Source organism: Pseudomonas sp. SIMBA_068 (assembly GCF_046534705.1).
GTDB classification, from domain to species: domain Bacteria; phylum Pseudomonadota; class Gammaproteobacteria; order Pseudomonadales; family Pseudomonadaceae; genus Aquipseudomonas; species Aquipseudomonas putida.
This window is the reverse complement of the sequence record NZ_JAWRYI010000002.1, coordinates 175807-197126: the sequence shown is the minus strand read 5'-3', so window position 1 is coordinate 197126 and position 21320 is coordinate 175807. Positions and strand designations below refer to the sequence as shown.

Sequence of the window (21320 nt, the reverse complement as noted above, 5' to 3'; positions counted from 1 at the left end):
GCCATGCACGACCTCTTGATGATCGACGGCCTGCAGTACTCCAACTGGAGCCCGGAAATATTCCAGCAGATGCAGGCCGGTGGCCTGAGCGCGGTGCACGCCACCATCGCCTACCACGAGAACGCCCGCGAAACCCTGTCGCGCCTGGGCGAATGGAACCGCCGCTTCGAGACCTGGCCCGAGCTGATCCGCCCGGTGCGCACGGCCAGCGACATCCGTCTGGCGCACGAGGAAGGCCGGGTGGGGATTTTCTTCGGCTTCCAGAACTGCTCGCCGATCGAGGACGACATCGCCCTGGTGGAAGTCTTCCGCCAGCTCGGGGTGTTCGTCATGCAGCTGACCTACAACAACCAAAGCCTGCTGGCCAGCGGCTGCTATGAGCGCGAAGACAACGGCATCAGCCGCTTTGGCCGCCAGGTGATCGCCGAAATGAACCGCGTCGGCATGCTCATCGACATGTCCCACAGCGCAGAACGCAGCACCCTGGAGGCCATCGAGCTGTCGAGCCGACCGGTGATCATCTCCCACGCCAACCCGGCCAGCTTCCACGCCGCCAAACGCAACAAGTCCGATGTGGTGCTGCGCGGGATCGCAGCATCAGGCGGGCTGCTGGGCTTCAGCACCTACCCTTTTCACCTCAAGGGTGCCTCGGGCTGCAGCCTGGAAAGCTTCTGCGACATGGTCGCGCGCACCGCCGACCTGATGGGCGTGGAGCATATCGGCATCGGCACCGACCTGTGCCAGGCGCAACCGCTGGCCGTGCTGGAATGGATGCGCAATGGCCGCTGGAGCAAGGACAAGGACTACGGCGAAGGCTCCAAGGACAACGCCAACTGGCCAGCGCCCTTGCAGTGGTTCCGCGACAGCCGGGACTTCGGCAACATCGCCCAGGGCCTGCGCGCCCGTGGCTTTGCCGAACAGGATGTGGCCAACATCATGGGCCTGAACTGGTTGCGCCTGCTGGAGACTGCCACCACGGCACAGGCCTGAGCCCCTTGCACGGACAGCATCCACAATAACAACAATCGCAGGTTCCGGAGGCTTCATGAAAAACCCAACCACCCTGCAGGCTGAAGGCCAGGCCATGGGCCTGCCAATGGCACGCGACATCGACTGGCCGCTGTTCGTGATTAGCGGTGGGTTCCTCGGCGCCTTCCTCCTGGCGGCACTGATCGACATCGACAGCGTGTCGGCGCTGGTCAATACCCTGTTCGCCTGGTCGACCAGGTTCTTTGGCCTCTACTGGCAAGTGCTGATGCTGGCAACCTTCGCCGTCAGCCTGTTCATCGGCTTTTCCAGATGCGGGCGCGTCCGCCTGGGCGGCGTCACCCAGCGCCCGGACATCAGCACCTTCAACTGGATCGCGGTGATCATGTGCGCCCTGCTGGCAGGTGGCGGCGCCTTCTGGGCCGCTGCCGAACCGATGATGCACTTTGCCAGCCCGCCGCCCCTATTCGCCGGCCTGCAGCCGCACAGCGAAGCGGCGGCCACCGCGGCACTGGCGCAATCGTTCGTGCACTGGGGCTTTCTCGCCTGGGCTGTGCTGGGCAGCCTGCTGGCCATCGTGTTGATGCACCTGCACTACGACAAAGGCCTGCCGCTGGCGCCGCGTACCCTGCTTTACCCGCTGTTCGGCGAGCGGGCGCTCAAAGGCCCGATCGGCACCCTGGCCGACGCCACCTCGATCATCGCCGTGGTCGCCGGCACCATCGGCCCGATCGGCTTCCTCGGCCTGCAGATCAGCAGCGCCATGCATGCGGTGTGGGGCTTGCCCAACGATATCGTCACCCAGTCGCTGACCATCGTCCTGGTCACGGCCATGTACACCGTCTCGTGCCTGGTGGGCCTCAAAGGCATCCGTTTTGTCAGCGAGATCAACGTCTGGCTGATGATCGGCCTGGCGCTGTTCATGGTGGTGTTCGGGCCGACGCTGTTCATCCTCGGCGGCTTCCCGGCGGCCTTTGCCCTGCATGTGGAGCACTTCATTCCGATGGCGATGTTCCGCGCCGACCCCAAGTGGCTGGACTGGTGGACGGTGTTCTACTGGGGCTGGTTTATTGGCTACGCGCCGATGGTGGCACTGTACGTCGCGCGGATCTCGCGGGGCCGAACCATTCGCGAGATCATCATGACACTGTCGATCATCGCGCCGCTGGTGACCATGTTCTGGTTCACCGTGGTGGGTGGCACCGGTATCGGCCTGGAGCTGCAAACGCCAGGCATCGTCACCGCCCACGGCACCCAGCCCGAGGACCTGCTGCTGGGGGTGACGCAGAACCTGCCACTGGGTGGCCTGATCAGCGCGCTGTTCCTTTTCCTGAGCTTCATCTCGGTGGCCACCAATGGCGATGCCATGGCCTTCACCGTGGCGCTGGCGATGTCCAGCAACGATAAACCGAAAAAATGGCTGTGCGGTTTCTGGGCCATCGGCATGGGCCTGGCAGCGGTGGTGCTGATCACCATCGGCGCTGGCGGCGTGACGGCCCTGCAGTCCTTTATTGTCATTACCGCGGTACCGGTGTCGCTGGTGATCCTGCCAGCCTTGTGGGATGCAGTGCGCATCGCCCGGCACATGGCCCGCGAACAAGGCGTCTGAACATGATCCATCCAGGTACAACAACAATGCCCAACACCGTGCCTGCAATACCCGCGATGCGCCCTGCCAGCCAGGTCATGGACCTGGCCCGGCTGGGCAGCCACTTCCAGAGCCCGCTGAGCTTCGTGCGCAGCAGCATGCGGCGGATGATGCAGCAGCACTGGCACATCCAGCGCAGCTGCTTCGACCTGGACGGCCAAGGCTTCGGCACCGCGATCTACCGCATCGACACGCCGAATGGCCATTACCACTGCGTGATCTTCTCGGCCTACCTGCCGCCGGAAAAGCGCAGCGACCGGGTCATCGCCGACCAGTGGGACGTCACCTTCGTGCTGGTGACGGGTGATGTCGATGCCGAGCAACTGGCCGATCTGCAGCGTAACGTGCCGCTGCAGGAGGCTGGCCGCTTCGATGCCCGCGTGCTGGTACTATCACGGGCCAACCGTAGCTTGCGCAATTTCGACCGGTTCCTGGCGGCGCTGGCTGAGGGCCAACAGCCCGACCCAGGCCAGTTGGCCGAGGTCGGCTACCTGTATCGCACCACGGCAGTGTACGGCAATGGCAAGTTCGGCATCGCCGACTTTGGCTGCCTGCAGGACAACCCGGACTTCAACCAGCCGTTCAGCGCGCAGATGTTCACGGTCTACCTGCTGCGCCACTTCAGCATCGAGCAGATCAACCACATGGCCCAGGCGCTCGACCCGCAGCGGGCAGTGCAACTGGCCCCGCCCCTGCAACGTTACCTGGGGGTCGGCAACGCGACCGGGTTGGGCATGGCCCCGTTCCTGATCAACCACCCGCAGCTGGTGGAACGCTGGATCAGCACCCGGGAAACCGCCCTGGCCCTGGTGTTGGCGCAGCCGGCCGACCCTGACCGGTTGGTGCGCCTGCAGGCACTGCTGGCACGCGCCCGCCTGCATTTGGAACAGTCCCGGACCGAAGACCAGCGCCAGCATGAGCAGAACCTGCAAACCTTGGCCGAGCTTGCTTTACTGACCACCTGGCTTGGCGCACAAGCCATCGGCGCGGGCCTTTGGTCGCGCCTGCTGGCCTGGGCTGAGGCACAGGTGGGGGTGGGCTGCCAAGAACTGCTGGCAAGCCTGCTGCTGGAGCTGTACCCCGAGCAGGTCACGCCACTGGCCGAGCACATGGGCGTCAACGAAAGCTGGCAGCTGGACGCGCAGATGCCCCTTGGGCAACTGCGCCAGCTCATCGAGCAGCAGTACGGCTGGGCGCTGGAGTACGACTTCAGTGCCGTGGATGCCGAGCACTTCTTCTGGTACCGCTCGGCCGAGAAAGAGGAGCCGCGCCTGGGCATGCGCGCCGAGGAACCGGGGGCCGAAAAAGAAATGCAGCTGGGCATTGCCCGTAATATCCAGCAGTGCCACGCCGCATTGCTGAAGCACCTGCAGCTGGAGCCCCAAGCGCTGACCGCGCACTTCCTGATCGCCCAACCGGCGTTCAAGGGCACGGTGCGCCGCCTGCAAGGCATGGCTCAGACGACCTACGGCGAAATCCGCGCCAACCTGCTGGCACGGGACATGCTGCCGATTCACCTGCTGCGCTGCAAACTGGCGTTTTTCGGCGCGGGCAAGTTCGACCCCAAGTCGAGCCGCTGGGTGCGTATCACGCTGTTCCAGGGCGCACCACTGGTCAGCGACATCGGCCAACCGTTCGCAGACGACTGGAATTTCGCGGTCATGCCGCAAGGGGAACTTTGACCATGCGCGTATCGCTTAACGAAATACAGGTGATGTGCCGCAAGGCCTTCGAAGGCATGGGCTTCGCCCCCGGCGACTGCGAGGATGCCGCCGAGCTGGTGGGCTGGCTGCAATTGCAAGGGCTGGATGGCGTGGGTGCGCTGGAAAAGGCCCTGCTCTACCTGCAAGCCGAAGCCGCCCAGCCATACGCCCTGAGCCACGAGGATGACACCCTGCTGGTGATCGACGCCAAGGGCCAGAGCGTGTTGCGCTGCGCCGCAACGGTGGTGGAACTGGCAGCCGCCAAGGCCATGCGCCGTGGTCAGGCCGAGCTGCGCATCCACCACTGCCACAACCGCTTGCTGCTGCTGGGTTACCTGAGCCGGGCAGCTGTGCTGGGGCTGCACGTGCAAGCTCGCTGGGAGGACGCCCGTCAGTGCCACCTGGCCGACTTTACTGCCGGCATTCAGCGCCCGGCACTGCGCAGTGAAGCCCGGCCCGGCACCATTGACGCGGCCGAGCAAAGCGTCACGGTGCTGTTCAGCCGGCCTGGCCAGACCGCAACGGCGCCAGCCAACACGCAGAGCCCCTTGCATCAGGGCTTTACAGTCAACGAACACACCTGGCAACGGCTCAAGCAGCTGGCCGAACACATCCTCGTCGAAAGCACCGATGCCTCGCGCCGCCACGGCGCAGGCGGCGGCAGCGATGCTGACTGAAGCCGCTCATCACTCAGGAAACCAACGTATGAAACATGCAATCAAGACAGAGCTGTTCGCCTCCAGGGCCCCCCTGGAATGGGCGGTAGTCGGCAACGGTACGCTCTACACCGCCCAGATCCCCATCGACGCACAGGGCCAAGTGGTTGCTGGCGGCATCGAGGCGCAGGCCCGCCAGACACTGGACAACCTGCGTCACACGCTGGAAGCCGCCGGCAGCTCGCTGGATGCCGTGACCCAGGTGCTGATCTACGTGACCGACCGCCAATACCTGGCCACCGTCAACAGCCTGTATGCCGACTACTTCCAGGCCCCCTACCCTAACCGCGCGGCAATCGTAGTGGCGGGGTTGGCACGCGAAGAAATGCTGGTGGAGCTGGTGGTGTACGCCTGCCTTTGAGGGCATTGAGGGCCTTGAGGCGCTCGTCTGGAGGTTTTCAGCGCCTGTGCGATCGAGCGCCGCCCGCGCGGCGCTCGATATACGCCCCACATAACCCCCAAGACATGCACCCGGAACACTTCCCTTTTCCCCGCCAGGCACCGGCCTGGGCCCCATCTCGGTTCAAAACCCTCTCCCTGATTAAAACCGCACTTATTTGATGCATCGGCCAAAGCCGCCCGACAGCGCCGGCCGGCCATGCCCCTCGCATTTCCCGCATTCCCGGCACTGCCAAGCGTGTTCGGCACTTTCATTGCAAAGGCTGTTTGTGCCCTACGCACAGCCAATCAATCGCAACCGAGGCTTACGCCAGACACAGCATCCCCTTACCCGAGCAAGGCAGCACCCTGAAAAACGCAGATGAATCGCAATAAAGCTGCCGGCGACGGCGGCAAGGAGTGGGTATGTCCCGGGCTTTTTTCAATGAAATGTACGAAGCGAACGGCAGTTGCCGCCCGCATTACCAGGAGTTCGCCCGCTGGCTGGCCAACACCCCGCTGGAGCTGCTGGAACAGCGCCGGCGCGAGGCCGACCTGCTGTTTCACCGTGCAGGCATCACCTTCACTTTGTACGGCGATAGCCAGGACACCGAGCGCCTGATCCCCTTCGATATCATCCCGCGCAGCATCCGCGCCAGCGAGTGGCGCACGGTCGAGCGTGGCTGTATCCAGCGGGTGCAGGCCCTTAACCTGTTCCTGGAGGACATCTACCACGACCAGCGCATCCTCAAGGCCGGCATCATCCCGCCTGAGCAGGTACTGGCCAACGAGGGCTACCAGATCGCCATGCAGGGCCTGGACCTGCACCGTGGGCTGTATGCCCATATCGCCGGTGTCGACCTGGTGCGTGACGGCGATGGCAGCTACTTCGTGCTGGAAGACAACCTGCGTACACCCAGCGGCGTCAGCTACATGCTCGAAGACCGCAAAATGATGATGCGCCTGTTCCCCGAACTGTTTGCCGCCCAGCGTATCGCGCCCATCGACCACTACCCCAACCTGCTGCTGGACACGCTCAAGAGCGCCAGCCCGCTGGATAACCCCACTGCCGTACTACTCACCCCGGGCCGTTTCAACAGCGCCTACTTCGAGCATGCCTTCCTGGCCCGGGAGATGGGCATCGAGCTGGTCGAAGGCGCAGACCTGTTCGTGCGTGACGAGCATGTCTACATGCGCACCACGGCCGGCCCCCAGCAGGTGGACGTGATCTACCGCCGGCTGGACGACGACTACCTCGACCCGCTGTCCTTCAACCCTGACTCGACGCTGGGCGTACCGGGGCTTATCTCGGTTTACCGCGCCGGCAATGTGGTGCTGGCCAACGCCGTCGGCACGGGCGTGGCCGACGACAAGTCGATCTACCCGTATGTGGACGACATGATCCGTTTCTACCTGAGCGAAGAGCCGATCCTCAACAACGTGCCAACCTGGCAGTGCCGCAAACCCGCAGACCTGTCCCATGTCCTGGCTCACCTGCCCGAGCTGGTGGTCAAGGAAACCCAGGGCTCCGGCGGCTATGGGATGTTGGTGGGGCCGGCATCGACCAGCGCCCAGATCGAGGATTTCCGCGCGCGTATCAAAGCCCGCCCGCACGCCTATATCGCGCAACCCACCTTGTGCCTGTCGACCTGCCCCACCTTCGTCGACAGCGGCATCGCGCCGCGCCACATCGACTTGCGCCCGTTCGTGCTATCGGGCAGTGAAACGCGCCTGGTGCCTGGCGGCCTGACCCGCGTGGCCTTGCAGGAAGGCTCGCTGGTGGTCAACTCGTCGCAGGGCGGCGGTACCAAGGACACCTGGGTGGTAGAGGACTGAACCATGCTTTCGCGAACCGCTTCCGACTTGTACTGGATGTCCCGCTACCTGGAACGTGCAGAAAACCTCGCACGCATGCTCGAGGTCAGCTATTCGCTGTCGCTGATGCCCCAGGCCGGGCGCAGCGACGGCCATGCCGAACTGGCGATGTCGCTGCTGGCCTCGGGCACGCTGGACGACTACATCCGCCGGCACACCGAGCTCGACACCGAGCGCATGCTGCACTTTTTTGCCCTGGACGCGACCAACCCCAGCAGCATCTATTGCTGCCTGCAGGCCGCCAGGACCAATGCCCATGCAGTGCGCGGCCGGATCACCGCCGACATGTGGGAGAACATCAACGCCACCTGGATCGAAATGCGCAACATCGCCAGCAATGGCCTTGGCCGCTATGGCATCAGCCAGTTCTGCGACTGGGTCAAGGAACGCTCGCACCTGTTCCGCGGCGCCACCTCCGGCACCATCATGCGCAACGATGCCTACAGTTTCATCCGCCTGGGCACCTTCCTGGAGCGGGCAGACAACACCCTGCGCCTGCTCGATGCGCGCTACGAAATGTTCGGCGAGGCCTCCGAAGAGGTCAGCGACAGCTCCGCCCGCGGCTATTACCAGTGGAGCGCCCTGCTGCGCGCGCTTACCTCGTATGAAGCCTTCAACGAAATCTATCGCGGCGCACCCAGCGCCCGGCCGGTGTCCGAGCTGCTGCTGTTGCGGGTGGACGTGCCGCGCTCGCTGCATGCCTGCATCGAGGAACTGGACCTGATCCTGGCCGGCCTGCCGGGCAACAGCGGCCGCGCCGCCCAGCGCATGGCCGCCGAACTGAACGCGCGCCTGCGCTACACCGCCATCGACGAAATACTCGACGCCGGGTTGCACCCGTGGCTGAGCGACTTCATTGGCCGCGTCAACCAATTGGGCCAGGCCGTCCACCACTCCTACCTGGAGGTCGTATGAAACTGTCCATCCGCCACGACACCACCTACAGCTACGCCAGCGACGTGAGCAACAGCATCCAGTTCCTGCGCCTGACGCCCCGCAGCAGCGAACGCCAGCGCATCAATGACTGGCAACTGGACCTGCCCTGCAAGGTCAAGGGCCAGATCGACCCCTATGGCAACATCCTGCATGTGCTGACCCTGGACAAACCCCATGGCCACCTGGCACTGACCGCCCGCGGCCAGGTCGAGATCGACCCGGACTGCGAACACGAAGCCGAGGGCCAGTCACCCCTGCCGTTCCTGCGCGGCAGCCACCTGACCCTGGCCGACGACGCCCTGGTTGCTTTCGCCGCCCGGCAATGTGGCAGCCACCGCGACCGCGCAGCGCTGATCGGGCTGATGCAAGGCCTGGCCGAGCACATGCCCTACAGCCCCGGCGCCACCTCGGTGGGCACCACGGCCATCGAAGCGTTCAGGGGTGGCGCCGGCGTGTGCCAGGACCACACCCACGCCTTCCTGGCCTGCGCCCGCAGCCTGGGGGTGCCGGCACGCTATGTGTCCGGTTACCTGTGCACCGAGGACGAACAGCACCTGGCCAGCCATGCCTGGGCCGAGGCCTGGGTCGACGACGCCTGGTACAGCTTCGACATCACCAACCGCCTGACCCGGCCAGAACGTCACCTGAAGCTGGCGGTCGGCCTGGACTACCTGGACGCCTGCCCGGTCAGGGGCGTACGCCGCGGTGGTGGCGCCGAAGCCATGCAGGCCAGCGTCCACGTACATCGCCAGTGACGGGTTTGCTGCAGGCCGGTCTTGCCGCACGGCGCGGCAAGACCACTCCACTCGCAACACAAGGGAAACCGCATGACTTACTGCGTCGCCATGCACCTGGAGGACGGGCTTGTCTTCATCAGCGACTCACGCACCAACGCCGGCATCGACCAGATCTCCACCTTTGCCAAGTTGTTCGTCTTCCGCGTGCCGGGCGAGCGGCTGATCGTGCTGCAGACCGCCGGCAACCTGGCGACCTCGCAGTCGGTGGTGAACTTGCTGCGCCAGCGTACCCAGGGCAGCGGCCCCCACCTGCTGAACGTTGCCACGCTCTACGACGCAACGGTGCTGGTTGCCGACACCCTGCGCGAAGTGGTAAGCCGAGACCGCAGCAAGCTTACGGCCGACATCGACCTGAGCAGTTCATTCATTGTTGGCGGCCAGATAGCCGGCGGCCCCATGGCCATCTACAACGTCTACGCGCAAGGCAATTTCTTCCAGGCCACGCCGGACACCCCGTTCCTGCAACTGGGTGAAAGTAAGTACGGCAGGCCAATCCTCGACCGCAACCTGGATTACCGCACACCGCTCGATGAGGCGCTGCGCTGCGGCCTGATTTCGTTCGACTCCACCATCCGCAGCAACCTGTCGGTGGGTATGCCACTGGACTTGCTGGTGTACCGCAACAACACCCTGCAAAGCATGACGCGCCAGCGCATCACCAGCGACGATGCCTATTACCAGCAGATTCGCAGGCAGTGGAGTGACGGTCTGAAAACCCTGCTGGCCGAACTGCCAGCGCCGCCTTATGGCTGAATGAGCAAACTGTTCAGATCCTCTGGTGCCTGTACCGGCCTCTTCGCGGGTAAACCCGCTCCCACAGTGGAAGGAGCTGGCTTGCACCATCACTCAGGCTACCGCATCACCAGGTAGGAGCAGCCTTGCGCTGCGAAGAGGCCGGTAGGGCTGAAGATCATCTTTGGCTGCAATGGCCTCTTCGCAGCACAAGGCTGCTCCTACAGGTCCGGTACTTGCCTTGGAATCGAGCCAATCAGTTGGACCACGTCAGTGACGTCAATTGCAATGTTCGAGACGCCGTGGGTTATCCTGCCCCCTCACCCCTGTCACGAGGCTGTCATGTCGTCCGCTGCCACACCGGTGCAAACCCACCGCGCCGACCAAGACTCCCGCAATGCCGCCCAGGTGCTCAGCCTGTGCCTGCCCAGTGACGTACTGCTCTACCTGCTACTGCCGATGTACGCAGCCGATTTTGGCGTGACCCTGGCCGAGGCTGGCATTCTGCTGGCGGCCAACCGCCTGGTGCGCATCATCGGCTACGGCTGGGTAGTGCGTTTCTATGCCCGCCACGGTGACCGCGCGGCCTGCAGCCTCGCCGCCTTCGCCGCCGCCGTGTGTGCACTGGGCAACGCGGTGCTGACCGGTTTCGCCGCGCTGCTGGTGCTGCGCCTGGTCTGGGGCCTGTGCTTCGCCACCTTCAACCTCAGCACCCAGACCCTCGCCACCGCTGAAGCACAAGGCGCGGCGCGGCGTGCCGGGCGTTCGCGGGCGAGCATCTCCATCGGGCCAATGCTGGCCCTGCCGCTGGGTGCGCTGATGGCCCAGGCCTACGGCCCGCGCAGTGTGTTCTTCGTGCTCTGCATCAGTGCCCTGTTCGGGCTGTGGCGTGCACGTGCCCTGCCCAGCACCGGCCACCCGGTCGCCAGCCGGGGTGGCCGGCGCCTGCGCCTGCCAGACAGCATTGCCACCTGGTCCTTCATCGAAGGGGTGGCCCTGGACGGCCTGTTCATCTTTGGCCTTTCGCTTTACGCACAAACCCACCTGGGTGAGTCCGGAGTGCTGGCAGCAGGTGTGCTGATGGCGGTGCGCTACCTGAGCGAAATGCTCTTCAGCCCCTTCGGTGGGCGCCTGGCCGACCGCTTCGGGCCGCTGCGCATGCTGGTGGTGCTGTCACTGGCCACGTCGATGGCGCTGCTGCTGTTTGGCAGCCACTGGCTGTTCATCGGCGCCTTCTTCGTGCTGGTGCTGCGTGCCCTGCAACTGCCGCTGGTGATGACACTGGTCGCCCTGCGCAACCCGCAACAACGCATCCAGGCCCTGGCCGGCAATGCCATATGGCGCGACATCGGCGCTGGGCTCGGGCCGATGCTTGCGGGGGTATTGCTGCCGCAGGTACCGGCGATCTGGGCCTATGCCGGGGCGGCACTGGCGGTTGCGGTGGCAGCGTTGAATTGTGCCTGGTCGGCGCGGCATTGAGCGCTGGCGCCATGCATGACATGGGCTCACCTATGGGGTGAGGAGTGATCGTTTGAGTCGATCAAATCGCTGAAATCTAATGGGTGCAAACCAACAAGAAGCTCGCACGGAAGCGATCAGCGATAGAGAAAACCACACGATGACTCCAACGTTCTCATTACTCGTCCTGGGCACCGCGATACTCCTGATCGTCGTCATGATCAGCAAACTCAAAGTACACCCGTTTCTGGCCTTGATGGCCGCAAGCCTGGTGGTCGGTGTCGGCACCGGCATGGCGCCTACGGCAATCGTGGCGGCATTCGAGAAAGGCATGGGCAGCACGCTGGGCTTTCTTGCCGGCATCATCGGCCTGGGCAGTATCCTCGGCAAACTGCTGGAGGAATCCGGAGGCGCCAGGCGCATCGCCACCACGCTGCTGAACAGGCTGGGGGAACGCAATGCCTCGTGGGCAATGATGCTCGTCGGCTTCATCGCCGGCATCCCGGTATTCTTCGAGGTCGGCTTCGTCCTGCTGATTCCGTTGATCTACGTGGTGGCACGGCAAACCCGCATCAGCATGCTGTCCCTCGGCGTGCCGCTGGCCACTTCGCTGATGGTGGTGCACTGCATTCTCCCGCCACATCCGGCCGCCACAGCCATCACCGGCATGCTCAATGCGGATATCGGTACTGTCATCCTGTACGGCCTGATCGTTGGCCTTCCGACCGCTATCATCGCGGGCCCCGTGTGGGTTCGCTTCACCTGTAGCCGTGAAGCTGGCGAATCCCAGCAGGCCTTCCTGTCTGCGCGCACGGTGGCTCAAGCAGAAGAGCAGGCAATGCCCGCGTTCGGCATCACACTCACCACCGTACTGCTGCCACTGGTGTTGATGGTCGGCAAAACGTTGGCCGTCACGGTCCTGGACAAGGGCTCTGCGCTGTACGAGTGGGTGGCCTTCCTGGGCAGCCCATTGATTGCCCTGACGCTGTCGGTGGTGTTCGCCTACTGGGCGCTGGGCTTGCGTCGCGGCCTGGATATGGCGCACCTGCTGAGCCTGACCCAGCGCTGTTTCCCTCCCCTGGCCGGCATTCTGCTGATCATCGGTGCCGGCGGTGCCTTCAACGACATGCTCGTGGGCAGCGGCATCGGCAAGGCACTGGCCGATGTGCTGAACCAGACGCAGCTCAACCCGATCATCCTCGCCTGGTTGATCGCCGGGATCATGCACTTTGCCGTCGGCTCGGCCACCGTCGCGATGATCAGCGCGGCCGGCATGGTAATGCCGATCCTTGGCCAGCACCCTGAATACAACCGGGAAATCCTGGTGATCGCCATCGGTGCGGGCGCCATCGGCTGGACCCACATCACCGACTCGGCGTTCTGGGTGGTGAAGGAATACCTGGGCCTTTCCCTGAGTGATGCACTGAAGAAGTTCACTGCCGCTACAGTGCTGGCCTCGGTAGTCGCCTTGTGCCTGACCCTGCTCCTTTCGAAGATTGTCTGATCTACTCTGCACATACCGCACTACAGGTGAAATCATGATTCACGGAAAAACCCTGGAAGCCTGGCAACAAAGCCACCCGATCATCGCCGAGCTGGTGGCCCTGAAGCCAACCAGCTGGTTCAACCCTGGCATCGCCAAGGCTGCAGAAGCCCTGCGCGACGTGGGCCTGACGGCGGCTGACGTGCAAGCCACCAGCGCGCGGCTGCAGCGGTTCGCGCCCTACCTGGCCACCGTGTTCCCCGAGACGGCAGCGGCCGGCGGGGTCATCGAGTCGCACATTACCCCGCTGCCACAGCTGCGCCAGCTGCTTGTCCAGGAGGGATCGCTGCAGAACGTGGGCAGCCTGTGGCTCAAGGCGGACAGCGACTTGCCTATCTCCGGCTCGATCAAAGCCCGGGGCGGCATCCATGAAGTGCTCAAGCACGCCGAGGACCTGGCCCTGGCGGCCGGCTTGATCACCCCCACGGATGACTACACCAAACTGGCGAGCGACCAGGCCCGCGCATTCTTCAGCCAGTACAAGATCGCAGTGGGCTCGACCGGCAACCTGGGGCTGTCGATTGGCATCATGAGCGCCAAGCTGGGCTTCCAGGTGAGCGTGCACATGTCGTCTGACGCCAGGCAATGGAAGAAGGACAAGCTGCGGGCCAACGGCGTCACGGTGGTCGAACACGCCTCCGACTACAGCGTGGCGGTCGAGCAAGGCCGCCAGCAGGCGGCATCAGACCCCAGCTGTTACTTTGTCGACGACGAAAACTCCCCACAGCTGTTTCTCGGCTATGCCGTGGCCGCCGAACGGTTGGCGCGGCAATTCGACCAGGCGGGCATCCAGGTAAACGCAGATCATCCATTGTTCGTGTACCTGCCGTGCGGCGTAGGGGGCGGCCCAGGCGGTGTTGCGTTCGGGCTGAAGCTGGTATTCGGCGATGCGGTGCACTGCATCTTCGCCGAGCCCACCCATTCCCCCTGCATGCTGCTGGGTGTCTATACCGGCCTGCACGATGAAACCAGCGTGCAGGACTTCGGCATCGACAACATCACCGCTGCCGACGGCCTGGCGGTCGGGCGCCCATCAGGGTTTGTCGGCAAAGCCATGCAGCGCCTGATCGATGGTTACTACACCGTGACCGACGAAGAACTGTACCGCTTGATGGTCATCGCCCATGAGCAGGACAAGGTCAAACTGGAACCCTCTGCCCTGGCCGGCGTACCCGGTATGCTGCGGGTGCTGCAAGCAGGCGAGTACCTGGCTCGCCAGGGCTTCACCCCAACCCAGCTGCAGCAGGCTACCCACCTCGTCTGGGGGACGGGTGGCAGCATGGTGCCGGACGATGAATTCAACGCCTATCTGGCGAAAGGGCGCAGCCTGCAGGCAAACGTGTAACCGCAATCTGCTAACGGCGCAGGAAGGATTGATCAATGAAAAAGCCCGGCGGCGGCGCCGTGAAACTCAATGGCTCGCACCTGGGCAGCCTGCATGTCTTTCTGGTGGCGGCACGCCACTTGAGCTTCTCGCGCGCCGCCGATGAGCTGTGCCTGACCGCCAGTGCCGTGAGCCATCGCATCAATCGCCTGGAAGATGAGCTGGCGCTCAAGCTGTTCCACCGCATGCCGCGCAAGGTCAGCCTCACCGAAGACGGCGAGCGCCTGTTCGCGGTCATGCAACGGACCATGGATGAGTTAAGCGAAGCCGTGCAGGAACGTGCTCACGCCGAAATCGCCGGCCAGTTGACGTTGTATGTGCGCCCGTCCGTCGCACAATGCTGGCTGGTGCCGCGGCTGGCGCAGTTCACTGCCCGCTACCCTGATATCCAGCTGGATATCAGGGTGGGCAACGAGAGCATCGATTACCGCACCCGCAAGATCGACCTGGTCCTGTGTTATTCGGATGGCCATCATCCGGGGTTGCAGAGCATCCACTTGATGGACGAGCGGATTGCCCCGGTGTGCTCCCCCCGTTATGCAGAAACCCATGCACTGACCGGTGACCTGCACCCGCTGGATCACTGCACCGCCTTGCATGACGTAGCGGCCTGGGACAACGCTGCATTCGATGCAGAATGGCAGCTCTGGGCCAACACCACAGGTACGGGTATCAGCCTCCCGCGCCGATTCCTCACATTCGATCGCTCCGACCTGTGCACGCTCGCCGCGCTGAATCACGTAGGCATCGCCATTGGCCGCGAACAGCTGGTCAAGGATGGCATTACACGAGGTGAGCTGGTTTTGCCGTTCGGTGGTTTCGTCGACACCCCCAACTATGGCTATTACCTGGTCTACCCGCATCATGACCCGATGCCCAAACGCCTGCAGGTGTTGATCGACTGGCTCGTGAAAGAAGCCTGCACTGACCTGTAGGAGCGGCCAGTGCAGGCCCAAGGACTGGGTCAGGCGCGGATACACTGGGCAAACGGCCGGGGAGATATCCGAGCCGGTAGGGTTGTGGCACACCGGCTGGATGAGGAACAAACGGGGCCAGTTCAGCCGGTGTCATGTCCAAAGCCTCAACAACGCCGCGAACGTTACAGGTTCGCAGCGTTCTGCGTTCACAGACGTGGCTCAAGCGATCAGCAAGGAATGCCCGCCAGCGGCCAGACAGGTGCTTGCGTCGCTTTGGCCATAGTGCGTTTTCGCGCCCACTGGGTCAGTGCGGCCATCAGGGCAAAGCCGAGCAGGATCATGACGGGATAGGCCAGCAACAACTCGGTCAGCGAATACTTCCAGGCCAGCGGCCGACCGACACCCAACATTGCCGCATATAACCAGGACACACCGGACAATGCGCCGGAGAACAGTGCAAACATGCGCACGCCGATATTCAGGTCAAGCAAAGAGCCCGCCTTGAGTAATGCCGGCAAGACATAGCGGTGCAACAACATGCCATTGAATGTCAGCAACAGGACAATAATAACTTTGGCGTGAAGTTTCGGATTGGCAAAGTAACTCACGCCTTTTTCAAGGTAGTCGACACCGATGACGGCAGCCCCGGTGAGCCACAAGAACATCAAGGCGTTCGTTACAGACTTCTGCAAACGTGCCATATGCCTACCGTCATGCCCGGCCGGTTGATGCCCCTTCAACAAGTCCCTGACCATCTCGGCATCGCTGGCAAATACCAGCCCGATGGCAACGCAGCAGGCCAGCAAATGAACATAAATAACTGACAACCGCACCAGCTCCATGGATTCTTTCTGCCCGAACAGGCTAATAATTGTATTAAACTCCACGTCGAATTCTCCACGTAATGCATTAGCGCTAGCGGGCCTTGCTACAGGCGTGCGAACGGCGTGGTCGCAGCGGCAAGCCCCCATTCATATCGTTAATTGAAACAGCGGATTGAAACTTGAATACACAGCGGCTCAACCGTTGAGCCTCGGTTTGGCATAGGCGTTACTCCATGATCAGAGACAATAAAAATCCCCATGTGCATCCCTGCGGCGCACATGCGTTTTAAGGTTGATAACTTCCTGGAAGGTGCCAAGTGCAACTCATGCGAATACACCTGCTGGCAAATATGAGCCATCAACAGTGAAATCGTTCATTTCTTGGGCAAAAGCACCGACCAGCGGTATTTAAAGCCGCATTAGTTAGTTTGCTAGCTTCTTGCAAGCTGACCGAACGGTAAAGTTTTTGATCACTGGATCCAAACTTTGCAACGGGCCTTCACGGCTCTACTTCGTTGTTCGCAGGGCAACTCCAAATCAGGGGGGTGTACAGCGCCACCCCATTTCATTTTTTTGCGGGCAAGCCCGCTCCCACAGGTACAGCGCAGGCTTCGGGCAAAGGCAGTAATCGCGCCCCCAATGAGCCCTGCGCAATCAATGCTCCTGTAGCAACTGGCTCAATACCGCGCGCAATTTCCCAGGCTTGACCGGTTTGTTCAAAAGCGGCGCCCCCAGTTTCTGCAAGCCCCGCCGGCATTGATCGCTGCGGTCGGCGGTGATGATCACCGCCGGTATGGCAACCGCAAAATGCTCACGCAAATACCTGACCACCTCGCAACCCACCACGCCATGGTCCAGGTGGTAGTCGGCCAGGATCAATTCCGGGGCCTGCCCCTGCAAGGCCAGCAAAGCACCTGCCTGGTCGGTCGCGGTCACCACTTCGCAGCCCCACTGCCCAAGCAGCGCGCCCATGCTCTCAAGGATGCTCACTTCGTTGTCCAGTACCAACAGCCGGCGGCCCGGTAGCGGGTTGCCGACGCTTGGCAGCGGCACAGCCTGGTGAGCGGCCAGCGGCACCTCTTTACCCAGCGGGACCTCGATGCTGAACACCGAGCCACGCCCCGGCCACGAACGTACCTCAATCCGGTAGCCGAGAATCTTGGCAATCCGCTCGACGATGGCCAACCCCAGCCCCACGCCCTTGCGATCCGCTGCGCGGCCGACGTCCAGTTGGTTGAACTCAAGGAAGATCGCCTGCAGCCGGTCTTCGGCGATACCCCGCCCGGTATCCCACACTTCCAGCCGCAAATGACCACCCCGGCGCCTTGCCCCCAGCAAGATCCGGCCTTCGTCGGTGTAGCGGCAGGCGTTGCTGAGGAAGTTGCGCAGGATACGTGTCATCAGCCGCAGGTCAGTGCTGATGGCACAATCCGGGATGCGCGCATGCAGCTTGAGGCCTTCCGCATCGGCCACCGAGCGGAACTCCGAAACCAGTGGTGCGAACAACTCGTCGAGGCGGTACACGGCCACGTCCGGCTTCACCGCTGCCTGGTCGAGCCGGGAAATGTCCAGCAGGTCGGTCAGCAAGTCTTCGGCGCCCTCAAGGGCCTGGTGGGTACGCTCCACCAGCACGTGCTCGGCCTCTGGCAATGGCCGCTCGCGCAAGGTGGAGATCAACAGGCGGGCGGCGTTCAGCGGTTGCAGCAGGTCATGGCTGGCGGCGGCCAGGTATTTGTCCTTGCTGCGGTTGGCAGCTTCTGCAGCATCGCGGGCCTCCAGCAATTCATCGGTACGCGCAGCAACCCGTTGCTCCAGCTCGTCATTGAGCTGTTGCAGGCGTTGCTGGGCCAGCTTGCGTTCGGTGATGTCGGCGACAAAACCCTCCACCAGCCCTTCCTGCCCGGGCTTGAGCAGCAGGTTCATCAGCACATCGAGGTGGCTGCCGTCCTTGCGCCGCAAGCGGGTTTCATAGCCGTGCAGGCTGCGCTCACGGGCGAGGATCGCGGTAATCGCCTGCAACTCCTCGGCACCGCCGTCGAACAGGTTGGCGGCCAGGTCCGTCAGGGAAAACAGCACCGCTTGCGGGTCGTCGTAGCCCAGCATGCGCGCCAGCGCCGGATTGGCGGCACGCATGCCGTCCTGCAGGCTAGCCTGGAAAATCCCGTGCACGGCATTTTCGAACAGCCACTTGTAGCGGTTGCGCTCGGCCTCCAGCTCGTCCAGGCGGGCGGAAAGCTCCGGGTAATGGCTTTTACGTGCGGAGTGGTCGCCCAGCCCCAACAGCCCGGCCAGTGCCCGCTGCTGCTCGTCAGAGGGCCTCGCCATAAACGACCTCGACATCACGCTGGCTCGACGCGCGGGGGTTGGTGAGGATGCACGGGTCATCCATCGCGTGTTGCGACAGGAACGGAATGTCCGCGGTGCGCACCCCGTGCAGGCCCAGGGTTTCATGGAAGCCGATGGCGTGCTTCAGGGCAATCAGGTGCTCCACCAGGCGCCCGCAGATCTGCCGCTGGTTGAGGCCGCGGCAATCAATACCGAACACCTCGGCAATCACCTTGAAGCGCTCTGGCGCCGAGCTGTAGTTGAACGCCACCACGTGCTCCACCAGCACGGCGTTGCACAAGCCATGGGGCAAGTCGAGGAAGCCGCCCAGGCTGTGGGACATGGCATGAACCGCGCCCAGAATCGCGTTGGAGAACGCCAGCCCCGCCTGCATGCTGCCCAGCATGATCTTCTCGCGCAGGCCGATATCGGCCGGGTTGGCGATCATCTCCACCAAGTTGCCGTTGATCAGGCGCATGGCTTCCAGCGCGTGGGGGTCGGTCAGCGGGCCGTGGCCGGTGGAAACAAAGGCTTCGATGGCATGCACCAGCGCATCGATACCGGTGCAGGCCGACAGGAACGGGTCCATGCTCAGGGTGGTTTGCGGGTCGATCAGCGACACGTCCGGCACCACCGCCTTGCTGACGATGGAGAACTTCATGCGTTCCTGCTGATTGGAGATGATCACGAACTGCGAAACGTCCGCCGAGGTGCCGGCCGTGGTCGGGATCAGGATCAGCGGCGGGCTGGGCACGCGGATCATGTCCACGCCTTCGAATTCGAGGATGCTGCGCCCGTGGGCCACCACGATACCGATGGCCTTGCCGCAATCCATCGGGCTGCCGCCGCCGACGGCGACGATCACATCGCAGTGGTTCTGCCGGTAGATCTCGGCGCCGAGCATCACCTCTTCGACCCGCGGGTTGGGCGACACGGCCGTATACAGGCAGTAATCGATGCCCTGGGCCTGCAAGCTGGCCTCTACGTCCGCCACCCAGCCGGCGGCGATCACGCCCGGGTCGCTGACCACCAGCACCTTGCGGGCACCGAAGGTTTTCGCGTAATTGGCGACGTTATGCCGGCATCCGGCACCAAAGATGATTTCAGGCGATACGAACTTGCGAAGCGGGCTGAAACTCTGGCTCATTGGCAAGCCTGTTCTTATTGTTCTGAAAGGTAACCGCCAGCGTAAAGCATCCCGCAGCGAAAGCAACCAGACCAATGAGCAGCACTGGCTCAGCCACGGGCAGTCAGAGGAACCGGCCACCGTAGTGATGGCCGGGTGGCACATCAACGGTTGGCGAAATACATCGTCACTTCAAAGCCGATGCGCAGGTCGGTAAAGGCAGGTTTATTCCACATGGGCAGTCCTCTTCTTGTGCCGGGGGAGTCCGGTAGATGCATTAATGCACGGGGGGAGCCAGGGCCGAATGCTACTTTGGAAGGAGCTTGCAGGGTGCGTTGGTAGGGGATTTTGTTTCCTGTGCCGGCCTCTTCGCGGGCATGCCCGCGAAAAGGCCGCGACGCGGTCTAGAAGAAGCCCAGCGGGTTGATGTCGTAGCTTACCAACAGGTTCTTGGTCTGCTGGTAGTGGTCGAGCATCATCTTGTGGGTCTCACGGCCCACGCCAGACTTCTTGTAGCCGCCAAACGCTGCATGGGCCGGGTACAGGTGGTAGCAGTTGGTCCACACGCGGCCGGCCTTGATGCCGCGGCCCATCCGGTAGGCGCGGTTGATGTCGCGGGTCCACAGGCCGGCGCCCAGGCCAAACTCCGTGTCGTTGGCAATCGCCAGCGCTTCGGCTTCGTCCTTGAAGGTGGTCACGCCCACCACCGGGCCGAAGATTTCTTCCTGGAACACACGCATCTTGTTGTTGCCTTTGAGCAGGGTCGGCTGGATGTAGTAACCGCTGCCCAGGTCGCCCTGCAGCCGCTCGGCAGCGCCGCCGGTGAGCAGCTGCGCGCCCTCCTCCTTGGCAATCTGCAGATAGGACAGAATCTTGTCGTATTGCTGCTCTGAAGCCTGGGCACCAACCATGGTCTCGGTGTCCAGCGGGTTGCCCCGCGTTATCTTGGCGATCTTCTTCATCACCTCGGCCATGAATGGCTCGTAGATCGATTCCTGGATCAGTGCCCGTGACGGGCAGGTGCACACCTCGCCCTGGTTGAAGAACGCCAGCACCAGGCCCTCGGCGGCCTTCTCGATGAACGCGGGCTCGGCCTGCATGATGTCTTCGAAGAAGATGTTCGGCGACTTGCCGCCCAGTTCGACGGTGGACGGGATGATGTTCTCGGCCGCGCATTTCATGATGTGCGAACCCACCGGGGTGGAGCCGGTGAAGGCGATCTTGGCGATGCGCTTGCTGGTGGCCAAGGCCTCGCCGGCCTCACGGCCGAAGCCCTGGACGATGTTCAACACGCCCGCCGGCAGCAGGTCGGCCACCAGCTCGGCAAAAATGGTGATCGACAGTGGCGTCTGCTCGGCCGGCTTGAGCACCACACAGTTGCCGGCGGCCAGGGCCGGGGCAAGCTTCCAGGCGGCCATCAGCAGCGGGAAGTTCCACGGGATGATCTGCCCGACCACGCCCAGCGGCTCATGGATGTGATAAGCCACGGTGCCTTCGTTGATTTCGGCCGCGCCGCCCTCCTGGGCACGGATGCAACCGGCAAAATAGCGGAAGTGGTCCGCTGCCAGCGGCACATCGGCATTGAGCGTTTCGCGCACCGCCTTGCCGTTGTCCCAGCTTTCGGTGACGGCCAGCACTTCCAGGTTCTGTTCGATACGGTCGGCAATCTTCAGCAGCACTAGGGCGCGGTCTTGCACCGAGGTCTTGCCCCAGGCTTCGGCGGCTGCGTGTGCGGCGTCCAGGGCGCGGTCGACGTCCTGGGCAGTGGAACGCGGGAATTCGGCAATCGGCTGGCCATTGACCGGCGAGCTGTTGGTGAAGTACTGGCCAGCCAACGGTTGCACGAACTCGCCATTGATGAAGTTGCCATAACGTGGCTTGAAGGACACGACGGCGCCTGGGGTTCCGGGTTGTGCGTAGATCATGCTGAGCCTCTGCGGGTCGATGCCTGTCCCACGACAGGCGATGGAC

General features: G+C 63.2%; 18 protein-coding genes. 13 read left to right on the top strand and 5 right to left on the bottom strand.

What is annotated here, in order from left to right; genetic code table 11:
* Positions 1 to 3: 3 nt before the first annotated feature.
* From SB756_RS06925 to dsdC, 13 genes are all read left to right on the top strand, one after another.
* The gene (locus tag SB756_RS06925) at positions 4 to 990 is read left to right on the top strand and encodes a dipeptidase (protein WP_341795881.1); all 987 of its coding nucleotides are present in this window, start codon (positions 4 to 6) and stop codon (positions 988 to 990) included.
* Positions 991 to 1045: 55 nt separating this feature from the next.
* Complete coding sequence (locus tag SB756_RS06920) at positions 1046 to 2596, top strand: BCCT family transporter (RefSeq protein WP_016500203.1); 1551 nt, start codon at positions 1046 to 1048, stop codon at positions 2594 to 2596.
* A gap of 26 nt (positions 2597 to 2622) precedes the next feature.
* Positions 2623 to 4317, top strand: a complete 1695-nt coding sequence (locus SB756_RS06915; RefSeq protein WP_410910493.1) for a hypothetical protein — start codon at positions 2623 to 2625, stop codon at positions 4315 to 4317.
* 2 nt (positions 4318 to 4319) lie between these two features.
* Entirely contained in the window at positions 4320 to 5015 is a 696-nt protein-coding gene (locus tag SB756_RS06910) for a DUF3726 domain-containing protein (protein ID WP_410910492.1), read from the top strand.
* Positions 5016 to 5043: 28 nt separating this feature from the next.
* Positions 5044 to 5415, top strand: a complete 372-nt coding sequence (locus SB756_RS06905; RefSeq protein ID WP_028613671.1) for a RidA family protein — start codon at positions 5044 to 5046, stop codon at positions 5413 to 5415.
* A gap of 443 nt (positions 5416 to 5858) precedes the next feature.
* A complete protein-coding gene (locus SB756_RS06900; RefSeq protein ID WP_341795884.1) occupies positions 5859 to 7268 on the top strand; it encodes a circularly permuted type 2 ATP-grasp protein in 1410 nt (469 codons plus the stop codon).
* A 3-nt stretch (positions 7269 to 7271) separates the two neighbouring features.
* Positions 7272 to 8222: an alpha-E domain-containing protein gene (locus SB756_RS06895; RefSeq protein WP_016500207.1), complete on the top strand. Its 951-nt coding sequence runs from the start codon at positions 7272 to 7274 to the stop codon at positions 8220 to 8222.
* On the top strand, positions 8219 to 8998 hold the full coding sequence (locus tag SB756_RS06890) for a transglutaminase N-terminal domain-containing protein (protein WP_016500208.1): 780 nt from the start codon (positions 8219 to 8221) through the stop codon (positions 8996 to 8998). The genes SB756_RS06895 and SB756_RS06890 overlap by 4 nt, the downstream gene beginning before the upstream one ends.
* Before the next feature lie 72 nt (positions 8999 to 9070).
* Entirely contained in the window at positions 9071 to 9793 is a 723-nt protein-coding gene (locus tag SB756_RS06885; protein ID WP_410910491.1) for a peptidase, read from the top strand.
* 321 nt (positions 9794 to 10114) lie between these two features.
* A complete protein-coding gene (locus tag SB756_RS06880; RefSeq protein WP_049274391.1) occupies positions 10115 to 11251 on the top strand; it encodes an MFS transporter in 1137 nt (378 codons plus the stop codon).
* A gap of 139 nt (positions 11252 to 11390) precedes the next feature.
* Positions 11391 to 12734, top strand: coding sequence for a gluconate:H+ symporter (locus tag SB756_RS06875; protein ID WP_341795886.1), 1344 nt, complete (start codon positions 11391 to 11393; stop codon positions 12732 to 12734).
* A 34-nt stretch (positions 12735 to 12768) separates the two neighbouring features.
* Entirely contained in the window at positions 12769 to 14118 is a 1350-nt protein-coding gene (locus tag SB756_RS06870) for a D-serine ammonia-lyase (protein WP_341795887.1), read from the top strand.
* Between the two features lie 35 nt (positions 14119 to 14153).
* Complete coding sequence (gene dsdC / locus SB756_RS06865) at positions 14154 to 15092, top strand: DNA-binding transcriptional regulator DsdC (protein ID WP_410910490.1); 939 nt, start codon at positions 14154 to 14156, stop codon at positions 15090 to 15092.
* Positions 15093 to 15301: 209 nt separating this feature from the next.
* Here the strand turns inward: dsdC and SB756_RS06860 are convergent, their stop codons facing one another.
* The 5 genes from SB756_RS06860 to SB756_RS06840 form a co-directional block, all read right to left on the bottom strand.
* Positions 15302 to 15916: a hypothetical protein gene (locus SB756_RS06860; RefSeq protein WP_341798895.1), complete on the bottom strand. Its 615-nt coding sequence runs from the start codon at positions 15914 to 15916 to the stop codon at positions 15302 to 15304.
* A 636-nt stretch (positions 15917 to 16552) separates the two neighbouring features.
* Positions 16553 to 18223 (bottom strand): NahK/ErcS family hybrid sensor histidine kinase/response regulator, encoded by a 1671-nt coding sequence (locus tag SB756_RS06855; RefSeq protein ID WP_016500215.1) that lies wholly within the window; start codon positions 18221 to 18223, stop codon positions 16553 to 16555.
* Positions 18207 to 19370, bottom strand: coding sequence for an alcohol dehydrogenase-like regulatory protein ErcA (gene ercA, locus SB756_RS06850; protein ID WP_341795889.1), 1164 nt, complete (start codon positions 19368 to 19370; stop codon positions 18207 to 18209). Before ercA ends, SB756_RS06855 begins: the two co-directional genes overlap by 17 nt.
* A gap of 143 nt (positions 19371 to 19513) precedes the next feature.
* Positions 19514 to 19585: a pyrroloquinoline quinone precursor peptide PqqA gene (gene pqqA / locus SB756_RS06845; protein WP_010455123.1), complete on the bottom strand. Its 72-nt coding sequence runs from the start codon at positions 19583 to 19585 to the stop codon at positions 19514 to 19516.
* 168 nt (positions 19586 to 19753) lie between these two features.
* Positions 19754 to 21274 (bottom strand): aldehyde dehydrogenase family protein, encoded by a 1521-nt coding sequence (locus SB756_RS06840; protein WP_341795890.1) that lies wholly within the window; start codon positions 21272 to 21274, stop codon positions 19754 to 19756.
* Positions 21275 to 21320: the final 46 nt, after the last annotated feature.

Coding starts and splice junctions, on each gene's coding strand:
- SB756_RS06925 (WP_341795881.1), top strand. CDS start 4: ATGCACGACCTCTTGATGATCGACGGCCTGCAGTACTCCAACTGGAGC.
- SB756_RS06920 (WP_016500203.1), top strand. CDS start 1,046: ATGAAAAACCCAACCACCCTGCAGGCTGAAGGCCAGGCCATGGGCCTG.
- SB756_RS06915 (WP_410910493.1), top strand. CDS start 2,623: ATGCCCAACACCGTGCCTGCAATACCCGCGATGCGCCCTGCCAGCCAG.
- SB756_RS06910 (WP_410910492.1), top strand. CDS start 4,320: ATGCGCGTATCGCTTAACGAAATACAGGTGATGTGCCGCAAGGCCTTC.
- SB756_RS06905 (WP_028613671.1), top strand. CDS start 5,044: ATGAAACATGCAATCAAGACAGAGCTGTTCGCCTCCAGGGCCCCCCTG.
- SB756_RS06900 (WP_341795884.1), top strand. CDS start 5,859: ATGTCCCGGGCTTTTTTCAATGAAATGTACGAAGCGAACGGCAGTTGC.
- SB756_RS06895 (WP_016500207.1), top strand. CDS start 7,272: ATGCTTTCGCGAACCGCTTCCGACTTGTACTGGATGTCCCGCTACCTG.
- SB756_RS06890 (WP_016500208.1), top strand. CDS start 8,219: ATGAAACTGTCCATCCGCCACGACACCACCTACAGCTACGCCAGCGAC.
- SB756_RS06885 (WP_410910491.1), top strand. CDS start 9,071: ATGACTTACTGCGTCGCCATGCACCTGGAGGACGGGCTTGTCTTCATC.
- SB756_RS06880 (WP_049274391.1), top strand. CDS start 10,115: ATGTCGTCCGCTGCCACACCGGTGCAAACCCACCGCGCCGACCAAGAC.
- SB756_RS06875 (WP_341795886.1), top strand. CDS start 11,391: ATGACTCCAACGTTCTCATTACTCGTCCTGGGCACCGCGATACTCCTG.
- SB756_RS06870 (WP_341795887.1), top strand. CDS start 12,769: ATGATTCACGGAAAAACCCTGGAAGCCTGGCAACAAAGCCACCCGATC.
- dsdC (WP_410910490.1), top strand. CDS start 14,154: ATGAAAAAGCCCGGCGGCGGCGCCGTGAAACTCAATGGCTCGCACCTG.
- SB756_RS06860 (WP_341798895.1), bottom strand. CDS start 15,916: ATGGAGCTGGTGCGGTTGTCAGTTATTTATGTTCATTTGCTGGCCTGC.
- SB756_RS06855 (WP_016500215.1), bottom strand. CDS start 18,223: ATGGCGAGGCCCTCTGACGAGCAGCAGCGGGCACTGGCCGGGCTGTTG.
- ercA (WP_341795889.1), bottom strand. CDS start 19,370: ATGAGCCAGAGTTTCAGCCCGCTTCGCAAGTTCGTATCGCCTGAAATC.
- SB756_RS06840 (WP_341795890.1), bottom strand. CDS start 21,274: ATGATCTACGCACAACCCGGAACCCCAGGCGCCGTCGTGTCCTTCAAG.